Origin of the sequence: Enterococcus sp. 4E1_DIV0656, assembly GCF_002140695.1 — a bacterium.
Taxonomy (GTDB): Bacteria; Bacillota; Bacilli; order Lactobacillales; family Enterococcaceae; genus Enterococcus_D; species Enterococcus_D entomosocium.
Genome location: NZ_NGLF01000001.1, coordinates 1,189,875 through 1,208,834, shown reverse-complemented (window position 1 = coordinate 1,208,834; position 18,960 = coordinate 1,189,875). Strand labels below are relative to the sequence as shown.

Sequence of the window (18,960 nt, the reverse complement as noted above, 5' to 3'; positions counted from 1 at the left end):
ATGAACTTAAAAACGATCCAATCAGCCGAAGAATATGTAAACTTTTTTGACGTAGAATTTATCCACTCTCCCTGTTCTTATACACACCCAAAAATCTTTAATTTTTATCTCTCTTTGCGCCAACGATTCTTGGCGATCTATGAACAAGACGAGGGTACTTTTTTCGAAAAAATGTCGTTGCTCTTAGATATCGACGCACAGCTGCAAATACTAAAAGAACTTTATGTTTTAAAAATTTCTTCTCTAAACGAGTATACGGAAGAAGAGATCATTCAGCTGACGGTCAAAGACAAAACCTGTTTCTATCGGGAATTGACCGGTCTTCAGCTAAACCAAAAGGCGCCTTGGAGTTTGATCTACTTAAGTGAAGCCCAATGATTTCGCCCACATTGATCGATTGAATTGAAAACCGCTGGTTCCAAAGGCTTGCATCCGTACCTGATGCATTCCCCACTTCCCCTTCCCACACTCCTGCACAGCTGCGGAGAGTCAAGCCATTAAAAAAGAAAGCATCTTTCCTTCTCACTGTCTAAGCAGTGAAGGAAAGATGCTTTCTTTTCATGTAAAAGGCCCTTTCTAGCAACTCTTTAGGTCAAAACAGAATGGGAAACTAGAAGAGGTCTTTTAGGGCAAATTGGCGGGTGACGTTAGGATTGATCCGTTCAAGCAGCCGATTCCAGTCAGAAGAAGAAGGGATCGTTTTGAAGACGATACATTCAACGATATCTCGAAATTCGGTCGCATGCTCGGCATAGTTCGTCACTAGCAGATCAATGGTATTTTGTTCTAAATACTGAGCATTGACTTCCCCTGAGTCAGGATAAAAGACTTGATGGGATCGGCTAAAATAGCGGTTGGACCAGCCCTCAATGTACTGAACGATATTGTTATTTCCTTCGAAGATAAAGGCGATATTTTTTCGGGGAAACCAATGACGTTCTCGAACAGATTCAATAAAAATCACTAAGTTTGCACAAAAATCCGTCAGATACTCCACAGAATAAAGAGTGTGGTACTCGCAACTACTTTCTAAAAACTCTCGGTAAGCAGCAAACTCCTTAGAAAAAGTTTTCTTAATAAACGCATTCACATCATAAATATTACGATTGGCCGAAGTGGATAAGCACTCCTTCAATTTGGCAGAAGTAAAAAAGGATTCGATCAGAATCTGATCTTCTTTAGGCTTTTTCGACGATACATTCAACATCTGATAAAACTCGTTGGTCAACGTGCGAATCTCGGTCCAATGATTATAAGAAAGACAAAACTTTTGTTCGACGATCACATTTTGCAGTTTTTTCTTTGTGATAATACTAACAAACAAAAAGATAAGTTCATCGTTCGTCAATCGACATTGAAAGTACTTTTCAATAATGCCATTGATTCGCTGAAAGTGCATCAGCTGAATACTGTGTCGCAAGGCGTGGTACAATTCGTCGTTGATTTGCACAGTTTTGCCTTGCATAAATCGCTCAAGCGAAATATAAAGTAGATACGTATATTGTGAAAACGAAACGGTGTGATAACTATTTTTGTCAAACATCCTGCCGATTTCCGTTACTGCCTGTTGGACCGCAGCTGGCGGAAAGACAGTATGGGGTGTGCTATCCGTTTCATAGAAAAAGGTACAGAAGAAATTGCGGATATCTGCTTCTTGTCCAACGATATTCAGGGGATCTAGTGCTAGTTGGAGATCAAAACGTGCCAGTTGTTCATGAATGCGCTGCAAGTATTTTGATAAGGTACTCTTGGATAAAAACAAGCAGTCCGCCCACTCATCGATCGTCTTTAACTCTCCAATAAAAATATTTTCCAATAAAATAAAGAGCGGTTCATTCGCTAAAAGCGAAGCTTTTTTCTTTTCATACTGTGAATAATCAAATAGTTCAAACGAATAGCCTTGATTGGTGGAAGTGATCAGGATCAACCCACAGAAATAATCATTAATCTGACTGATGTCTTTGCCAATCGTCCTTGTGGTACTACTTGTTACTTCAGCCAAATGGCTGGCACTGCAAATTTCATTTTTTTCAAATTCACTTAGAATCTGCAGCCATCGGACGGTCGATTTGCTTGTGACAAAACTCAATTGAAAATTTTTCAAACATAAGCTCCTTACTAAGAATTTCTTTTTTGCGGCTAATTTACGCATGAAAGGCGCCTAAGCAGTCTCATTATATCGGTTTTCATCCTACATAAAAAATCGGTTTTTTCATAGACTGATGAAAAAAAGCGTTGTGTCCAGACTACTGTCTTATAACAATTATTTTATCGGCTATTAAAAATAGTGCAAGGATTTCGCTTTTACTTTCATCAGATTCTGCTTAAGGAATAAGAAAATTCTTTGTATCATTTGCTTCATTTTGAAAAAAACTGCTATGTTGAAAATCACCTATGTTTTCTTTATTTGTCTAAATGTGTCTGTGATGATGTTTAAAAGCTGTTCATATTGCGTTTCTTGACTTACTTTTTTCATCTGCACGTTAAAGTCCTGTTCAATAAATTGTTTGGGTATCAACTGATCCATTTCTATTTTTGAAAGCCTCTCGGTACATTCCGCTAACAGTTGGTAATCCTTTACGAGTGTTTGCGGCAGCTTGTATGTTTGTGTAAAAAAGGAATAGCTCGCATTCTTTTGAATCGTTAGTGCCACCTGCTTTTGAATCAAATAGTGTAATTTTTCTAATTGCTTATCTGTGACGGATCGTTCACCGTTTTGTTCAAATAATTGACAGTAATAGTCTAAAAATTCGCTATTGGCCATCACTGCCTCAAAATCCGTTTTATTTATTCTCATAAAATGTTCCCCTCTTTTTTTATTTTATGCGTCACTGTGTAAAACATTCTTTTCGTTTAACAGAAAAAAAGAGCAGCTCATTTATCTCTTCTACTTTTTTATGGTTAATCATTTCTTGTTAGTTCTTTTCAACGATCAATACTGATTAGAAAAAAAGGAGTAGACTTATAATTGATGCACTTCCTGATTATTCGCTCCCCTACTTCGTTAGCAAGTTTTTATTCGTAGGGGTAACAACTGTAACGATTTTGCTTCTCCGCTCATCATCAATAGCATTCGAACCTACCATTTGTGCTGCTGGCTGACCGATCTGTTCACGCCAGTTTATGGGTTAGCAACTGTTACGGTTATGTGAAAACTATAAAGAATCTATGCACGATTTTTTTAAACATTTTTTCGGTTTTCATGAAAAAAAAATTAAAATCGTTGCTCCCAAAAAATTGCTGGAAAAAGACAAAAAAAGAAAGTATCCACGATACTCTCTTTTCGGCAATCCTTATTTTGTTAAAAAAGCGATTGGATCGACCAATTTCGCTTGGCTCAAGCTAGGCGATGCACTGACTTCAAAGTGCAGGTGTGCGCCTGTGCTATTGCCCGTACTACCCATGAGCGCAATCGTTTCTCCTTGTTCCACATGTTGACCAACCTTCACAAGGTTCTGTTGATTGTGAGCATAGAGTGTCGTCATCCCGTCCTCATGGAGAATCGCTACATAATTCCCCCAAGAAGGATGAACCTCTGAACGGATGACCGTTCCAGATTGACTTGCCATGATGGGTGTCCCAAACGCTGCGGCAAAGTCAACGCCCCGATGAAAGCTTCCCCAACGTGGGCCAAAAGTAGAAGTGACAACGGCTTTTTCAACAGGAAAAAGATACGTCTCACTTGCGGTCACATCAGGTTTTTTCTGATCATAACGGGTCAACGCATAGGCTTCGATCAATGCGGTCAGCTTTTGATCATACGCGGTATCAGTGGCATACCGACCAGTCAAATAATGGGCAGCTTCTTGATAAGAAGCCGCTTCTGATTTCCATACACCTTTATAAAAATCAGACTGCTGTCCGACCCCTTCTTTCAACAAACGAGCATAGTCCATCAATGACTCTTTGTACCCAGTATATTGGCGGAAAGTTGCCGTGATTGTGTAGTGATTTCCCGAACCATCATCTTCTTGTGTCCGAAAAGCAACACCCTGTCCGTGATAGGTTCCTTTGATACCAAAGAGATTAAAGTACGGCGCCTGACTCAATCTGCTTTGACCGCCACCTGATTCTAAAATAGCCTGTGCAATCATGACAGAAGCGTACAAATCATTTTTCAAGCCAATATCTCGGGCATCTTCGCCGATTTCTTGGATAAAATCCCACACTTCTTTTACTGGTGTGACCGTCAAGCTCGTTTCGCTACCTTGCTGCGTTATAGGATCGGATTGACTTGGCCCGCTTGGTGCTTGGGTACTTGGTGGTATGATCGGAGACACAGCCGCCGGTGTTTCTTGACTTGCATCACTGTTTGCTTCTGGTGTCGGTTGCGTTTCTACAGGTTCTGACGGTTGGGGCTTCTCTGGCTGCGTCTCAGGTTTGGGCGCTTCAGGCTTCGTTGGTTTTTCTGGTTTCGGTGCTGGGGTTGGTTCTTCTGGCTGAGAAGGCTCTGGCTTACTCGGTAGTTCTGGCTCTGGTTTCGGTTCTGGCGTCGGTTGGGGATCTGGGGTTGGTTCTTCGGTTTGCTCTGTTCCCTCCGGCGCTGTCTCAGATCCTTCTGGTACACTTTCTACAGGTGCCGATCCTTGCTCCGAATCAGACACTTGTCCTTCCCCTGCTGGAGCAGTTTCTTCAACCGTCCCTGCTGTGCTGCTACTGTCACTTTCTTGTGCAGCTGTTTCTGATGTTTGGGCAACGATCGTACCTTCCGATGCAACAACCGCAGCTGAAACTGGCACACCAGCTAAAAGTTGTCCGCAAACCAAAAGAAGCGCTACCCCTTTTTGCGAATGCTTCATAGGCGATTTCCTTTCTCTCCTTTTTTCACTTAACAATCTCTATCAAAAAAACATGTTGTCATCCAAATAGTAAATAAATATCAATTCTCTTTTATTATACTACGCTTCGTTTTTTCGACTCAAGCAAATGACTCCCGTGCTTGTCAAAGAGAACGAGTTGTTGGAAGAATGGGTCTACTGGTAAAGGATCACGTTTTGCATCCAATTCGTTATCGAGTCTGGGTTGCAGCTTTTACTTTCTGTTGCCTAAGATCCTCTGGCGTCATCAGAAAAAAACACAGTTGTTCAAATGGGCAACTGCCAGTTGAACAACTGTGTTTTTATCGTCTTTTCTTGCTTCATTAGCTTTTTATCTAGCGTTTGGAGCCTTTCTATTAGCGTTTCGTTTTCTCAAGTTTATGTATGATTTTTGGCAATTGGTTTCTCAGGTCCTTGCTATACTTACCGTGAACGATTGATATTCCCGGAAATGTTCTGCTGGTAGTCAGAGCCTTCAAGGCACTGTGGCAAGAACGCCTAACAGTTGAACGTTTCATTATCTGTGTAAATGATTATGCTATAATTATTTAAACTTATTTTTCGGAGGCTGACATGAAAACATTTCAATTAAAATTCATGCGAAATCGTACGTTGATTCGCTGGCTGCAATTGTTGAATGAATTTGAGAAAAGTCCCTCCCGTACACTGGGAGAACTCGCTGAAGTGACCGAGAGCAGTACGCGTACGTTGATTACTGACATTGCTAGCTTGCGAGAGTATTTTAAAGGGGCTATGGCGATCCATACAGCAAAAATCGGGTATCTTTTTGAAGAAATCGATCATGATAGGTATCGAAAGCAAAAGCAAGAATTGATAAAAGATGAACCGATTTTCCAGATTTTAGAAAGTATTTTTTATGATGAGCAGCAAACCCTCTTTGATTGGAGCTTAACGCTTAATATTTCTGAACAAGCGCTGATCGGCTACTTCCGGAAAATACAGCCATTTTTATCCCCTTTCGGTTTAAAAATCAAAACGGATCCCGTCTCTTTGGCAGGTTCGGAGATCGATATACGAAAATTTTTCTGTCTTTTTTACTACGAGTCTGACATTAATGTCCACACGTTATTTCCCTCGATCCATGTACAAGATGCGGTGATGGAAATCACTGACCTTTTGGAAACGAAGGCCTTACAGAGCTCTTCGTTTTCTTATTTTGCTTATATCCTTTATATCAGCGTGGAGCGCAGCAATCGCGGTTTACTTGCTGCCCCCTCTCCAGAACTAAGCGAGTTAGTTAAAAAAAATGGTTTACTTTCAAATTATGAGGACCTTAAAAAGATTATCCAGCGTTATTTTACCTTTAAGTTTCCTCAAGAAGAAGCAATCTATCTTTTGACTTGCATTATTTGTCGTCGCAAACTCAACACCGATCTAGAAACAAGCAAAGCGTTTTGTCTTAACTATAACCACTGGTCTGCGATCAAACAAATCACTGCTGATTTCTATGCCCAAAATCGCGGCAACAGCTTTGATGAACAAAAAGATTTGCTTTGGTTAGAGTCATTCTTCACTATTTTCAAGCTTCGTGAGTTGTTATCGCCAACGATGAACGTCAACATCGATGATTTGAATGCTTTCGTCAAAGAGAAATTTGCGGCTGAATATAAAAAAAATCGCCAGTTTTTGCTCTCACATCCTCTTGTGAAAACACTCTATTCTTTCGACCATTTGGATGATTTTTGTGCAAGTCTCACCTTCCACATGGAAGCCATCATTGAAGAGAATTGGGGCACGCGGAGAACTATAGCTGTTATTTTTGAAGGTAACGAGTATGTTTGTGAGTACGCTGAAAGTATTATCCGAAAATATCTTGGCGTTTATCATGAAATGTACTACCCTGATTCAAACGAACTCTCCCACGAGTATTTAAAAGAAAAAAACATTAATTTTCTCATTACTAACTACTCCGAATACGCCACTGAATACTTACTGGATGTTGAAAGTGTCTTATTAAAATCAATACCCGACGCTGCCGATTGGAATTATCTTTTGAATCGAATCAATCCGAGAATTTTGCGGTTGGTCGTTCTTGATAATACGTAGTAATTCCAATCATTCACGCCGCTTCTCCAAAGAAAGAGAATTGATATTTCCTTGTCGCCTTTAAACGAACGCCTGACTAATCCTCCCATATAAAGCTGTTCTTTTTTAGTGGAAGCAGCTTTATATGGGACTTTTCCAATAAATCAAGTACGCTTTTTCCTTCTACGCTGCTACTATCAGCAATCATTGCTCTTTGGATTGATCTGCACTTAAAAATGTCCGTTTCGTAAAAGCCAGTGCGCCTACGAGGGTCATGAGTACGATGATTGGATGAGAAGATGCAGACAAGATCCCCAAAATCGCCGTCAACAGCGTGCCCGTATAACTCAAACCGACTGCCCATTGCTGAAGCCTTGAAAGCTCTCGCAGCTGCCCTTTAAAGGCCACCCCCAGCATCATTGCTCCGACAAAAGATAAAAGACCAAAAACTACATGTAAAAGTAACATTCTTTTTCCTCCTTTCTTAAATGTTCACATCGATCGCTTCAGCGATTCGTCTGCCGTATTCTGGGTCCGCACGGTAAAAATGCATGACCTGCCGTTCTTTGATCTGTTGATTTTGAACCTGTCCCAAACTTCCCGCAATCGTTTGAATTAAACGTGTTCGTTCTTCTTCTGAGAGCAAACGATAAAAATCACCTGCTTGGCTATAATAGTCTTCATCGTAATCAAAGGAACCGATCTCTCCTTCTAACGAATAGTGGATGCCCTTGGCATGCGGGTTTTCTTTGATGCCATCGAAACTGTTCGGTTCATAATTGATCCCTGAAGAATTCGTTTTGGTATTCATGAAACCGTCCTGTTGGTGATTATGGACAGGCGCTTTTGGCGTATTGATCGGCAACTGGCTGCTGTTGGGTCCAACTCGATAACGATGCGCATCACCGTAAGCAAACAGCCGACCTTGCAATAGTTTGTCCGGAGAAAAATCAATCCCTGGAACGATATTGCCCGGTGAAAAAGTGACTTGCTCGACTTCGTTGAAATAGTTCTCTGGATTGCGATTCAAAGTCATTCGTCCCACTTCAATCAGCGGATAGTCTTTTTGTGAGACTGTTTTGGTCACATCAAAAAGATTGACGGCAGCTGACCAACCTTCTTCAAAGGGAATGATTTGAACATAGAGTGTCCAAGAAGGATACTCCTTTGCCTCAATCGCTTTATATAGATCTTCAATATGATAATCAGGATTGCTTCCCGCAAGTTCTGCTGCGAGTGCCGCACTCATGTTCATAATGCCTTGATCCGTCCGAAAATGATATTTCACCCAAAAGCGTTCTCCCTCTGCGTTGAGCCAAGCGAATGTATGGCTCCCATACCCATGCATATGACGAAAGGTTGCCGGTAAGCCCCGATCCCCCATCAACAGGCTGACTTGATGGAGGGATTCCGGTGAATGGGACCAAAAATCCCATACCGCCTCTGGATTTTTCAAGTGCGTTCGCGGGTCTCTTTTTTGGGTATGGATAAAATCAGGAAACTTCAACGGATCACGAATAAAGAAAATCGGGGTATTATTGCCCACGAGATCATAATTCCCCGCTTCCGTGTAAAATTTAACCGCAAACCCCCGAGGATCGCGCAACGTATCCGCAGACCCTAGTTCTCCGGCAACCGTTGAAAAGCGAATAAACATCTCCGTTTCTTTCCCGATGGCTGAAAGAAACGCCGCTTTCGTGTACATCGTTACGTCGTTTGTTACTCGGAAGACCCCATGAGCCCCCGCACCTTTCGCATGAACGACCCGTTCGGGAATCCGCTCACGATTAAAATGTGCCAGTTTTTCTAGCAAATGGACATCTTGAATCAACACTGGGCCACGGCGCCCCGCTGTCAAAGAATTCTGGTTATCCGCTACACTGGCTCCTTGCGCAGTCGTCAACTTTTTTTTCATATCTTTCCTCTTTTCTCTATAAAATCAGTCAAGTGCAATTACTCTCAACAAAATACTTCTAATTAGTACAAAAATTATCATTATTCTTAAAATATATCAATTTATTTGCTCGTAAATAAGAATTAATTCAGATTTTTGACCATTCCCCAACTTTTCTATCGAAGTATCCAGGTTTTGCAGCAAGCCTCATGAATAAAAGGAAGCACAAAAAAGCAGTGAAGCGTTGGCTTCACTGCTGCTTTGCGTTCAATTCGATCCGAGACCACTCTACTGGCGATCAATTATTTTTTGCTGCCTGCTACTTATTCGGCAGCTTCAATATCCTTGGCGATTTTTGCGACATCGATCTCCCGCTGCAAGTAGTCTTGGTTGTCGATAGGAAAATGCTGACGAAATTCGGCTAGTTCCATCAATTCGACTTCGCCAGCTGCCACTTCAAAGTCTAAGACATGACCAGCAAATGTGCGATCATCACTAATAAAATGCAAATGGAAACCGGCGGCCGCAGCACCGTGGAACAGCAACGGGGTAAAGAACCCGACGATCGTGCCGCTGATATCTTCTGCTTGAAATTCCGGCTGATGCTGGATGATCTCAATGAATTTTGGGTACGGTTTTTCTTGCTTTGGGGCAACGCGGACGTGCATCTTGGTAAATACCCCATGAATCTTGACAGCGGAAAACAAATTCGGGCTGACTTCTGTCAGGACGTGGTTTTTCACTTCTTCATCGGTCATTTCTTGGCTGACCTGCAGGTGCTTCGCCGCAGAAAAATCAACGACTGCCGCATAGGGGGTTCCTTCATTTCCTTGGAGCACTTGTACCTTGCCCGACTCGTCTACATGGTAGATTTCACCATCTAAAATAATCACTTCACCATTGGAACCAGCCAAAGTACCAATCCCAAAATTGCCATATTCAAGCATTTTGCCGATTTGCTCCGTGCCATCCATTAAATCCTGCATCAACCCACCTAGGGTGCCATGCTGATATAAATAACTTTTGTTTTTCACTTTCATCTTGATGCTCCTTTGGTCTTAATAAAATTGATCAGGTAGGATCGTTTTGCCAAGATCGGCATTGTCTGAATAATCCACAGGGATATCAATGATCACTGGACCATCCGTTGCAAAGCCTTCTTCGATGGCTGCCATCAATTCTTGTTTGGTGGTTGCCCGTAAGCCTTTGGCACCAAACGCTTCGGCATATTTCACGAAATCAACTGGTCCAAAATCAACCCCAGAAGCACGATCATATTTCATTTCTTCTTGGAATTTCACCATATTGTAGGTACCGTCATTCCAAATCAAGTGAATGATGTTTTGTTTCAAACGGACGGCTGTTTCTAACTCTTGGGCAGAAAACAAGAAGCCACCATCGCCAGATACAGAGATCACTTGAGTATTTGGTCGCACGAGCGCTGCCGCGATCGCCCATGGCAAAGCTACCCCTAAAGTCTGCATGCCATTACTAAAGAGCAGATGCCGTGGCTCATAACTGCGGAAATGACGGGCCATCCAAATGTAGTGGCTGCCGACATCCACCGTCACCGTCATGTCATCGGTCACTTCTTGTTGCAAAGCATCAATGATTTCCAGGGGATGCAAGGTATTGTTGCTGCCTTCGACATCCGCTGGTTTTTCATTGAGTTTGGTTTGCAGCGTCGTTAAATAGTTTTGAGCGTCTTCGGTCAAGTGATACTGATCGATGGCTTTTGATAGTTGTTCAATAATTTTCGCGATACTGCCCATCAGTTCAACTTCTGGCTGCATAAATGGATCGATCTCCATCGGTACTTCATCGATGACGATCACGCGGGCATCTTTTTCCGCATTCCAGTTGCGAGCTTCGTATTCGATCGGGTCGTACCCCACAGCGATCACTAAGTCGCTGCGTTTCAACAGCATATCACCAGGCTGATTGCGGAACAAGCCGACGCGGCCAAAGAAATGCTCTTCTAATTCACGAGAAATGATCCCAGCGCCTTGGAAGGTCTCTACGACAGGCAACCCAGTTTTTGCAACTAAATGACGAATCGCTTGTGTTTCTTTCACGCCTGAAGCCCGCATTCCTAAGAGTAGGACAGGCAGCTTGGCTTCTTTGATCCGATCGACGAGTGCCTGGATATCTTCTGCATCGGCACTGCCTAATTTAGGCGAAGATAGTGGTTTGATCGCTGCCCCTTGAACGGTTCCGTCCGTCACATCTTGAGGAATGGATAAAAAGCTCGCCCCTTTTTTCGCTGTTTTTGCGATGCGAAAGGCGTTGGCAATACTTTCAGAAAGGGTTTCAGGATCTTGGACTTCACTGCTGAATTTCGTGATCGGCGCAAACAATGCCGCATTATTCATGCTTTGGTGGGTCAATTTTGAAAGGTCAGAACGCTTCACTTGGCCTGCTAGTGCCAGGACGGGATCACCTTCGGCAGTTGCCGTGACCAACCCAGTCGCTAAATTACTGGCTCCTGGTCCACTTGTCGCAATGACGACTCCTGGCTCTCCTGTCAGGCGACCGATTGCTTGTGCCATAAATGCCGCGTTTTGTTCATGTCGTGCCAAAATCAACTCTGGTCCCCGATCACTCAACACGTCAAATACGCCATCGATTTTTGCACCGGGAATCCCAAAGATATAAGGCACCCGATGATTTTCTAAACTTTCAACAATGATTTCTGATCCTTTTGCACTCACTGTATTACCTCTTTTCAAAAACTGTATTAATCACAATACATATAATAGCACTTTCTATTTATTTATCAACGAAAAACACTTATTAATATCTGTACTATAAAAACGTAGTTTTTTAGAGAGCGTTTGCATCTGCTTCAGACCGCAGGTGTATGTCTTTCCATTTTTCCGACAAAAAAAGGAGTGGATCGCTCCACCCCATAAATCCTTTACTGTATCAGAACACCTCTAAAAAGAAGCTTCTTTTGTCGGTTTTTTATTCTGCTGGGACATTTTTTTCCGTCAGCCAACCGACAGCCAGTGTCATGGCAGCTCGTGCAGCTTGGGTCTGATCCATCGCATTGACCATCACAAAATCATGGATGATTCCTTGCAGACGTGCTTGGGTAACTTCCACGCCAGCTGCTCGTAAATGCTGCGCATAGGCTTCCCCTTCATCCCGCAAGACATCTGCTTCCCCCGTAATGATCAACGCTGGTGGCAGATCGGCTAACTCCTCTTTGGTCGCTCGTAAAGGAGAAGCGGTAATTTGATTCCGCTGTGTTTCATCCGTCGTGTATTGATCCCAGAACCATTGCATCCCTTCTTTGGTCAGAAAATAGTTTTCGCCAAATGCTTCATACGAAGGCGTATCAAAGCGGGCATCTGTCACAGGATAGAACAATAATTGCTGTGCGATCGGAATGCCACCACGGGCTTTCGTTAACAAGGTCATAACAGTCGCCATGTTCCCACCTACGGAATCGCCAGCCACGGTCAAACGGGTAAGGTCTAAGCCTTTGACATCGACAAATCCCGGTAATTGCTGCAAGACCGCATAATTTTGTTCGATCGCCGTTGGGTATTTTGCTTCTGGCGAACGACTGTATTCAGGAAAAATGACGATCGAGTTGGTTCGTACCGCCAATTCACGGATCAATTTATCATGAGTTGCGGCACTGCCGAAGACCCAGCCCGCGCCATGGAGATAATAAATGACAGGGAGAATCGCATGATTTCCTTCAGGACGAACAAAACGAACATTGATGGTCCCCCATTCGCCTGTATCTACGGTCTGATCTTCTATCTCAACCGCCAATTTATTGACGGGTGACTCTTGGACTTGTTCCAATAGTGCGCGCCCTTCTTCTGGCGGTAATTCATAGATCCGTGGGTGCGGTGCATTTGCCTCACTAAATTCAACGGCTGCTTTTTCCAACGAAATTCTATCTGTCATACGATTCTCTCCTTTTGTTTGAAATCGTTCGTGTTGACCTTAAGGGTACCACCAAGTCATTCTGATGCAAAGAATCTTGCTTCCTTCTGCTTCCAGGCATTTTGTTCGACAAAAAAGGTGGTTTTTGCACTCTTAACTGCCTTGCCTTCATGACCGATAACTGTAAGACACTCGCTGTGTAAACTTCCCAAAAAACTGAAAGGCGTAGGTAAGTACGTATGAAATTCACATTAGATGAAACACAAAATAACCGTCTGCTCGCTGCTATTTTTCAAGAACTCGCTGTCATAGTCTTTGATCCGCAAAAAGAAGTTGTTTTCGCCAATGCCAACATGACTGATATCCTAGGGTACAGCCAAGAAGAAATCATTGGCTTGCCGCATCGGACCTTTTGTTTTGACCATTATGCTGCCAGTACGGATTACCAAGCTTTTTGGAATCAACTGCTGTACTCAAAGCAACGGTTTCAAGACAAAATCATCCGAAAAAACAAACAAGGAGAAAAACTGATTTTAGAAGGAATCTACTTCCCCGTCCTCGATGAGCAGCAAGAAGTCGTCAACGTCGTCAAAATCGCTTTTGACATTACCCAAAGAGAACAAGCCTTAGCGGTCACTATCAAAAAAGTGCAAGAAAGTGCTGCTTCCCTGACACGACTTTCTGCCAACGGGCATCAGCAAGTCGATCATTTGTCAGAGAACTTGGCGCAAGTCAAACGGCTGTCTGATCAAAATCAAGCAACGACCCATGCCTTAGAAATGGATAGCCAACAGGTGACAGCGGTGCTGCATGACATCGACCGCATTGCACAACAAACCAAACTGCTATCCTTCAACGCTTCCATCGAAACAGCACGGATCGGCGAACAAGCAGCTGGCTTTCGGGTAGTTGCCGATGAAATGCAAAAATTAGCCGAACAGACCAAGCAGTTGACCCAAACCATTGCCGCAACCATGCAAGCCATCAACCAACAAGCCTTAGTCGTGTTAGATAGTGCCGATTCGACGACCATGAAAATCAGTGATTCGCAAAAAAGTCTCGCTGCCGTTTTGCATTCTTACGACACGCTGCGAACGACGGCCAGTCTTTTAAACGATGAAGCCGAGTATTTAACAGAGACCAACGATGCTGAGTTGGAAACCACATGAAGTGAAAGAGAGCGCCGCTGTTTGCGACGCTCTCTTTGTTTTTTTGACCAATAAATTGATTCCCTATTTGATTTCATCGATACTCAGCACTAGCCAGTCTCCCACTCTTGCAACAACTGCTGTAATTCTTGCAAAAATGATTGGGTCGCAAAGCCCAATGCTTGAAGAGGAACACGATATTCCTGTTGAATCACCAAAAAGCTACCAAACATTTTATGCTGGACCTCAAAACCGAGGTTTTTCCAAACAATCCAGGAAAAACTGACTATTCGTTTTTCTTTCTTTTCGTACGTGCACAAATACACTCGTTCAACGCCAAAAAGCAGTCCCGCATTCGCTTTCTTGCCAGTCATCTTTGACGTTAGCAACGCAAGAGGGGTCTCCGTTTCAGGCACTTGAAAACTAGCGAGGACTTGTCTTTGCCATTGCCTTGGTAGCACTTGTCTTTCTCCAGAAAAATAGAACAAAAAATTTTGTTTTTGAAAAAAGGCAGTCAAACGATTTTGTCGCTGGTTGCGCTGATGGATGGGCGCCCTTTGAATCGGAGACACCTGGTTTCTTGACGTTGGTTTTGGCTGCTCTTGTCCAACGAAAACGCCGGCTGATGGTGCGTCTTCCCTAAGAGCAGCAGACGACAAACTGATTTTCTTCAAGAGAGCCGTCAGCTGGGTCAGCGCAAGCTGTTTGTCCGTCAGGGGACTGGACTGGGCAATTTTGGCGTGGTCAAAGGGCAATTTGATGACCATTTTGCCGCGGCAATACAGACAGACTGCCGTGCCGACACCCCAGTTTACTTCTAGTTCCCCTAAACAATGGGGACATTGAATGGGAATGATATCCACGAGATCATCCTTTCGTTTTGATGCATCGATCAGAGCTATTCGTTGTAAAAATACGGATCGTATTCCAGCTGACAAACGCCAGCAGCACTAGAAGAGATAAGCCATAAAAATCGAAATACCAAACCAATATTGCTAAGAAGAGAATCAAGGCAAATTCATACGCCATGTTTTCCAGACTGCTGTAAAATACTGTTTTTCGGACGAGTTTCTTTCTTCGGGCTTCAAATGTCTGCAAAATAGCTATTTGATCTGCCTGTGGCTGACTGAGTGCTTGATTCAGATCCTTTTTAAACTTTTTATGTTCTGTAAAGAAGTTGATTTTTTGTGTAATCAAAAAAAATGAAACTACTAGCCAAATGACAAAAAGCACGATCGATGTGCCAATCAAACTAAAGGAAACGGCAGGCATTAAAAATCCACCAAAAATAAAATTTAAAAGGGTCCCGGAAATTATTCCGAATGAAAAGAAGGTATAGCAGAATTGCCAAAGGACACTACTGGTCTTCGAAAAACTTTTCTTCACTTGCACCAGCTGTTCACATTCAGGAAGCTGGGTTGGAAAGAGACGTTCAGCATCGGTGCCATCAGCCACGAAAGAATAGGTTTGGTTTCCGTATTTGAATTCGCCAATGTAATAAGGAAAATACAGTTTTTCCGTATCACATTGTTTCGGAAAAAGAGTCAGTTGAACCTCATTGGCAACATCTGCTCCCACCAAATGGTCTTTGGCTTTTGCTTCAAAGACTTCCATTAGATGGGTATCAGAGAGTGCCGCTTCTCTGGAAATATCAAAGGGCAGCACCTGAGCGCCTTGGCTAAGTGCCGAAAACTGCTGCATATCCGTGCAATAGGCGGCTCCTTTTTGAAGATGCAGCGGCAGCTTACCATTGATACTGTAATCCGCTTCTTTTTGGATATCTGTAGGGAAATGTTCATTGAAAATTGTTGTGTTCCCGCTGTTATGTAAAGAAATGTCGGCAGTAATGCGCCCACTCCCCCTCTGCTGTTCCTCGTGGACATAGCTCCCTCTCACTTGAGCATCATAAGCAATTTGAAAATAATACATCGGGATAAATACACGTTTTAGATGAACCATCTCTAGCTCAAAAAAGATACTTTCCGAGATGGTGTCTTGCCATGCTAGTCTATTTTTCAACGCCGCTTCACATGCCTTTTCATCATAGGCAAACGGATAAAATCCTTCTTTGACGGTCCCTTGAATGCGTGACAACTCTTTAAGCGAGACGACTTGTTTTGTTTGTTCCTGGTTTTTTTGTTCCGGTTTGATCAACAGCTCATTTAAACAATACTGACAGACTGCTTTTCCTGAGTCCCAATCAACTTCTAGACGTCCCAGACAGCTGGGACATTGGATTTGGGTGATTTTCATTTTTTCTCCTTTTTTATGAATCGTTTTTTCTTTTCAACAAGATGGTTTATCAAAGAAACCGAAGAATGTTCCAAATAAGGGTAACGACCACGACCACATAAGCGAGCGTATCGAGCCATTCATAAAATTTCCTCATTCTTGCAAGATGCTTTCCACGCTTCTCGTAGTTTGCTAAAAAAGCTGTCCCAGTTTTCTTACCTAATAATTCTCTTTGGCACTCATCTCTAAATTTTTGGACTGTTTTGAGGTACTGTTCTTTTAGAAAGTGCAACACTATCCCCGATACTACCCAATAAACTGCAGTTGGCAGGGAACTCATGACAATCCCCCCTATGACAGCCCTAAATACTCTTCCGAGAGGGATCCATTCAGAAATGAATAGAGCCAAGATCATCAGGATCACACCTAACGTAAAAAAGAGTACGGAGGACCAGCCAAAAACCTTACGAGCTTTTGAAAAATTCGCAACCGTTTGTAAGGTTTCTTGGCACTGTGGGATAATCGGCAGCTTCATTCGGTCAGGATCTTTGCCGTCGATCGCAAATTCAAAGGATTGCTCTTGGTACTTGAAGGTGCCCATATACAGGGGAAAGTAGAGCTTTTCTGTAGCACAGCTGATCAGGGAAAGATCTAGGTGCAGCTCTTTTAGATGATCGGCAGATTCTTTCTTCTGGATCACCGCATTCGCATGAGCTCTCAATTCCGCTTGTTTTTCAGAACCAAAGAGCGCCTGCTCTTGCTCAATATCAAAGGGAAAAACATGAATAGCATGTGCTGAGACTAGCTGTTGAAATTCCTTTTGATCGGTACTAAAGTGCGGTTTTCTTTTCATTTCATCATTGACCTCAAAGCTCTGAGGAATTTCTTGTTCGATCACCTCCGAACTGCCGCATTGATAGAATATAACCGTCTCACCTGAATGGTCGCCTCGCTTCTTTTCCCACGTGGTCGTATGCGATCCTTCCCATGCAATGGAATGGGTATCGTAGCCAAAGGCCCCCTCCCACTGCATCGTATAGGTCACCTGAAATTCATAAATCGGAATAAAATATCGTTTTACCTCGCTGACTTCAAGATGAACGATAATGTCCTCAGGAACTGATTCCTGTTGGATCAGCCATTTTTTCAAGGCATTTGCTACCTCGTCTTCATTAAAGGCAAACGAATAAAACCCTTCTTTGACTTTTTGAAAAACTACGGGAGCCTGTTCATTCGAAGCTTCTTGCGTTTGTTTTGGCGGCGACTGTAGGACTGATTTAGTTAAGCAATATTGGCAGACTGCTTTTCCTGTCTCCCAGTCAACGGTTAACTGACCCAAGCAGCTGGGACATTGGATTTGTGTGATTTTCATTGCTACTCCTTTTGCACATACTGATTTTCTTATCAATGAAGTGGCTTAGTTGCACATGAGGGGGAATGTCTTTTTTATGGTGTTATTTGGGGGAAGCAGCGAAGGAAAGCCGCTTGTTTGCAGGTATTTGCTCGATTTCATCCGTTTGTTCAAAGCGTCTTTTTCCAGTAATGAAGTAAATACGTGTATTAGGACCAAAAGCTGTTTAGCAAAAAAAGCAAATACAAACGAAAAACAACTCTTTCTATATCATTTTATAATAAAAATTTCTGTAAATCTATTTATTATTGATAAAAATCTATCGGTTTGCTAGTTGAACTCCCTCCATACGTTCAGCAACCCTTGCTAGCCGGTTATTAATGGCGGATAAGTTAGGAAAAATGTTATAATTAAAATATTCACAAGAAAGGAAATGGAAAAAGTTATGGGGATATTTATTTTTGGTGTTGTTTTTTTGACAATGGTTGTAAGCGGAATCTTTTTTATTCTTAGTTTGATCAAGAAAAAGCCGCTTCGCAACAAAATCGTTATTTTTATGGGTGGTTTTCTCTTATTGATCGGCGGGGTATTATTGACTCCTGCAACAACACCGGAGCTTCACGTAGATGAAGCAGAACTGGTTACGAATGAGCAAGGTGAAGTAGCGATCACTGGGCAAACCAATCCAGAAGCGCAACTGACGATCAACGGGGTGGAGGTTTCGCTGGCGGACGAAACATTTTCTTACACCGTGCAACTTGAAGATGAAGAGGAACAGGAATTTACCCTCCAAGCCTCAATGGGTGGAAGCACCAAAGAAGAAGTCGTCACCGTCAAACCTTCTCGCGCATTTCTAGCGAGTTTGCAAGCTGAAAAACAAGAACAAGCAGCACTGGCGCTTGCCGAAACCCAGCCAAACCAAAAGAATTACGACGAAGCCGTGACGCTGATTCATGCTTTGAGTAAAACCTACGAAGATTTCGCTACCCGGCTAACCGTGGTGGAAGAACATCTTGCCATCGGCAAAGCCCTCGATACTGCTGAAGCTTCTCTTGAGCGCAAGGATTTCGATCAGGCAAAAGAATTGGTCGCACAAGCGGTGTTGAACAAGGAAACGTTTGAAAGTCGGTTATCCACTGTAGAAACCAAGATTTCTGAGAAAGAAGCAGAAGCCCTCGTTGCAGAAGCTGTCCAAGCGGTGGAAGCGGCAGAGGCGGAGCCGACAAAAGATGCCCTTGCTCGTGCAGAAGATGCTGTCGCTCGTCTCAAGACCCCCGATGAGGAATTAGCTGCTCGAACGAAAACAGTGGCGCAAACGATCACTGCCAACGAACAAGCAGTCGCACAAGCTAAGGCGGAGGAAGAACGGCAGGCAGCCGCCGCTGTGCCAGAACAAAGCCAGCCAGCCGCTGCTAGCAATCAAGCCCAAACGTCGGTCCTCGTTACACCAACAGGTTCGAAATATCATACGAGAAAATGCGGTAACGGTACCTACACGCCTGCCACTTTAGCAGAAGCGCAAAGTCGCGGACTTACTCCTTGCGCAAAATGTTTTCCGTAATAGCCACT

15 protein-coding genes are annotated in these 18,960 nt (G+C 43.1%); 4 read left to right on the top strand and 11 right to left on the bottom strand.

From position 1 onward, the window contains the following. The gene (locus tag A5882_RS05710; protein ID WP_005232663.1) at nucleotides 1-378 is read left to right on the top strand and encodes a hypothetical protein; all 378 of its coding nucleotides are present in this window, start codon (nucleotides 1-3) and stop codon (nucleotides 376-378) included. Nucleotides 379-610: 232 nt separating this feature from the next. On the opposite strand, the gene A5882_RS05705 is transcribed toward A5882_RS05710, so the two are convergent. The 3 genes from A5882_RS05705 to A5882_RS05695 all read right to left on the bottom strand — a co-directional run bounded on the left by A5882_RS05705 (nucleotide 611) and on the right by A5882_RS05695 (nucleotide 4,799). Beyond that, nucleotides 611-2,152 (bottom strand): helix-turn-helix domain-containing protein, encoded by a 1,542-nt coding sequence (locus tag A5882_RS05705; protein WP_005232664.1) that lies wholly within the window; start codon nucleotides 2,150-2,152, stop codon nucleotides 611-613. A 240-nt stretch (nucleotides 2,153-2,392) separates the two neighbouring features. Then, a complete protein-coding gene (locus A5882_RS05700) occupies nucleotides 2,393-2,797 on the bottom strand; it encodes a hypothetical protein (protein WP_086372522.1) in 405 nt (134 codons plus the stop codon). 496 nt (nucleotides 2,798-3,293) lie between these two features. Further along, the gene (locus tag A5882_RS05695; RefSeq protein ID WP_086372521.1) at nucleotides 3,294-4,799 is read right to left on the bottom strand and encodes a peptidoglycan DD-metalloendopeptidase family protein; all 1,506 of its coding nucleotides are present in this window, start codon (nucleotides 4,797-4,799) and stop codon (nucleotides 3,294-3,296) included. Between the two features lie 591 nt (nucleotides 4,800-5,390). Here A5882_RS05695 and A5882_RS05690 point away from each other — a divergent pair. Further along, nucleotides 5,391-6,884: a helix-turn-helix domain-containing protein gene (locus A5882_RS05690; protein ID WP_086372520.1), complete on the top strand. Its 1,494-nt coding sequence runs from the start codon at nucleotides 5,391-5,393 to the stop codon at nucleotides 6,882-6,884. Between the two features lie 183 nt (nucleotides 6,885-7,067). Here the strand turns inward: A5882_RS05690 and A5882_RS05685 are convergent, their stop codons facing one another. The 5 genes from A5882_RS05685 to A5882_RS05665 all read right to left on the bottom strand — a co-directional run bounded on the left by A5882_RS05685 (nucleotide 7,068) and on the right by A5882_RS05665 (nucleotide 12,681). Further along, nucleotides 7,068-7,331 carry a hypothetical protein gene (locus A5882_RS05685; protein WP_005232670.1) on the bottom strand — a complete coding sequence of 88 codons (264 nt, stop codon included), beginning with the start codon at nucleotides 7,329-7,331 and terminating at the stop codon, nucleotides 7,068-7,070. Nucleotides 7,332-7,347: 16 nt separating this feature from the next. Then, nucleotides 7,348-8,778 carry a catalase gene (locus A5882_RS05680; RefSeq protein ID WP_016611558.1) on the bottom strand — a complete coding sequence of 477 codons (1,431 nt, stop codon included), beginning with the start codon at nucleotides 8,776-8,778 and terminating at the stop codon, nucleotides 7,348-7,350. Nucleotides 8,779-9,080: 302 nt separating this feature from the next. Continuing rightward, nucleotides 9,081-9,797, bottom strand: a complete 717-nt coding sequence (gene budA, locus A5882_RS05675; RefSeq protein WP_005232672.1) for an acetolactate decarboxylase — start codon at nucleotides 9,795-9,797, stop codon at nucleotides 9,081-9,083. A gap of 18 nt (nucleotides 9,798-9,815) precedes the next feature. Beyond that, nucleotides 9,816-11,468: an acetolactate synthase AlsS gene (alsS, locus tag A5882_RS05670; protein ID WP_005232673.1), complete on the bottom strand. Its 1,653-nt coding sequence runs from the start codon at nucleotides 11,466-11,468 to the stop codon at nucleotides 9,816-9,818. A gap of 253 nt (nucleotides 11,469-11,721) precedes the next feature. Continuing rightward, a complete protein-coding gene (locus A5882_RS05665; protein ID WP_016611560.1) occupies nucleotides 11,722-12,681 on the bottom strand; it encodes an alpha/beta hydrolase in 960 nt (319 codons plus the stop codon). Nucleotides 12,682-12,899: 218 nt separating this feature from the next. Between A5882_RS05665 and A5882_RS05660 the strand changes: the two genes are divergently transcribed. Continuing rightward, nucleotides 12,900-13,829, top strand: a complete 930-nt coding sequence (locus A5882_RS05660; RefSeq protein WP_016611563.1) for a methyl-accepting chemotaxis protein — start codon at nucleotides 12,900-12,902, stop codon at nucleotides 13,827-13,829. An 89-nt stretch (nucleotides 13,830-13,918) separates the two neighbouring features. On the opposite strand, the gene A5882_RS05655 is transcribed toward A5882_RS05660, so the two are convergent. Genes A5882_RS05655 through A5882_RS05645 form a run of 3 tightly spaced genes read right to left on the bottom strand, consistent with a single transcriptional unit; the run spans nucleotide 13,919 to nucleotide 17,412 of the window. Continuing rightward, a complete protein-coding gene (locus A5882_RS05655) occupies nucleotides 13,919-14,671 on the bottom strand; it encodes a hypothetical protein (RefSeq protein WP_176374309.1) in 753 nt (250 codons plus the stop codon). Nucleotides 14,672-14,675: 4 nt separating this feature from the next. After that, the gene (locus tag A5882_RS05650; protein WP_016611565.1) at nucleotides 14,676-16,061 is read right to left on the bottom strand and encodes a hypothetical protein; all 1,386 of its coding nucleotides are present in this window, start codon (nucleotides 16,059-16,061) and stop codon (nucleotides 14,676-14,678) included. A gap of 49 nt (nucleotides 16,062-16,110) precedes the next feature. Beyond that, nucleotides 16,111-17,412 carry a hypothetical protein gene (locus tag A5882_RS05645; RefSeq protein ID WP_016611566.1) on the bottom strand — a complete coding sequence of 434 codons (1,302 nt, stop codon included), beginning with the start codon at nucleotides 17,410-17,412 and terminating at the stop codon, nucleotides 16,111-16,113. Between the two features lie 424 nt (nucleotides 17,413-17,836). On the opposite strand from A5882_RS05645, the gene A5882_RS05635 reads away from it, so the two are divergent. Then, a complete protein-coding gene (locus A5882_RS05635) occupies nucleotides 17,837-18,952 on the top strand; it encodes a serine protease (protein ID WP_086372519.1) in 1,116 nt (371 codons plus the stop codon). Nucleotides 18,953-18,960: the final 8 nt, after the last annotated feature.

Excerpts from the sequence above, each read along its gene's own strand:
- A5882_RS05710 (WP_005232663.1), top strand. The coding sequence starts at position 1 with ATGAACTTAAAAACGATCCAATCAGCCGAAGAATATGTAAACTTTTTT.
- A5882_RS05645 (WP_016611566.1), bottom strand. The coding sequence starts at position 17,412 with ATGAAAATCACACAAATCCAATGTCCCAGCTGCTTGGGTCAGTTAACC.
- A5882_RS05660 (WP_016611563.1), top strand. The coding sequence starts at position 12,900 with ATGAAATTCACATTAGATGAAACACAAAATAACCGTCTGCTCGCTGCT.
- A5882_RS05635 (WP_086372519.1), top strand. The coding sequence starts at position 17,837 with ATGGGGATATTTATTTTTGGTGTTGTTTTTTTGACAATGGTTGTAAGC.
- A5882_RS05665 (WP_016611560.1), bottom strand. The coding sequence starts at position 12,681 with ATGACAGATAGAATTTCGTTGGAAAAAGCAGCCGTTGAATTTAGTGAG.
- A5882_RS05685 (WP_005232670.1), bottom strand. The coding sequence starts at position 7,331 with ATGTTACTTTTACATGTAGTTTTTGGTCTTTTATCTTTTGTCGGAGCA.
- A5882_RS05650 (WP_016611565.1), bottom strand. The coding sequence starts at position 16,061 with ATGAAAATCACCCAAATCCAATGTCCCAGCTGTCTGGGACGTCTAGAA.
- A5882_RS05700 (WP_086372522.1), bottom strand. The coding sequence starts at position 2,797 with ATGAGAATAAATAAAACGGATTTTGAGGCAGTGATGGCCAATAGCGAA.
- A5882_RS05705 (WP_005232664.1), bottom strand. The coding sequence starts at position 2,152 with ATGCGTAAATTAGCCGCAAAAAAGAAATTCTTAGTAAGGAGCTTATGT.
- A5882_RS05690 (WP_086372520.1), top strand. The coding sequence starts at position 5,391 with ATGAAAACATTTCAATTAAAATTCATGCGAAATCGTACGTTGATTCGC.
- budA (WP_005232672.1), bottom strand. The coding sequence starts at position 9,797 with ATGAAAGTGAAAAACAAAAGTTATTTATATCAGCATGGCACCCTAGGT.
- A5882_RS05680 (WP_016611558.1), bottom strand. The coding sequence starts at position 8,778 with ATGAAAAAAAAGTTGACGACTGCGCAAGGAGCCAGTGTAGCGGATAAC.
- A5882_RS05695 (WP_086372521.1), bottom strand. The coding sequence starts at position 4,799 with ATGAAGCATTCGCAAAAAGGGGTAGCGCTTCTTTTGGTTTGCGGACAA.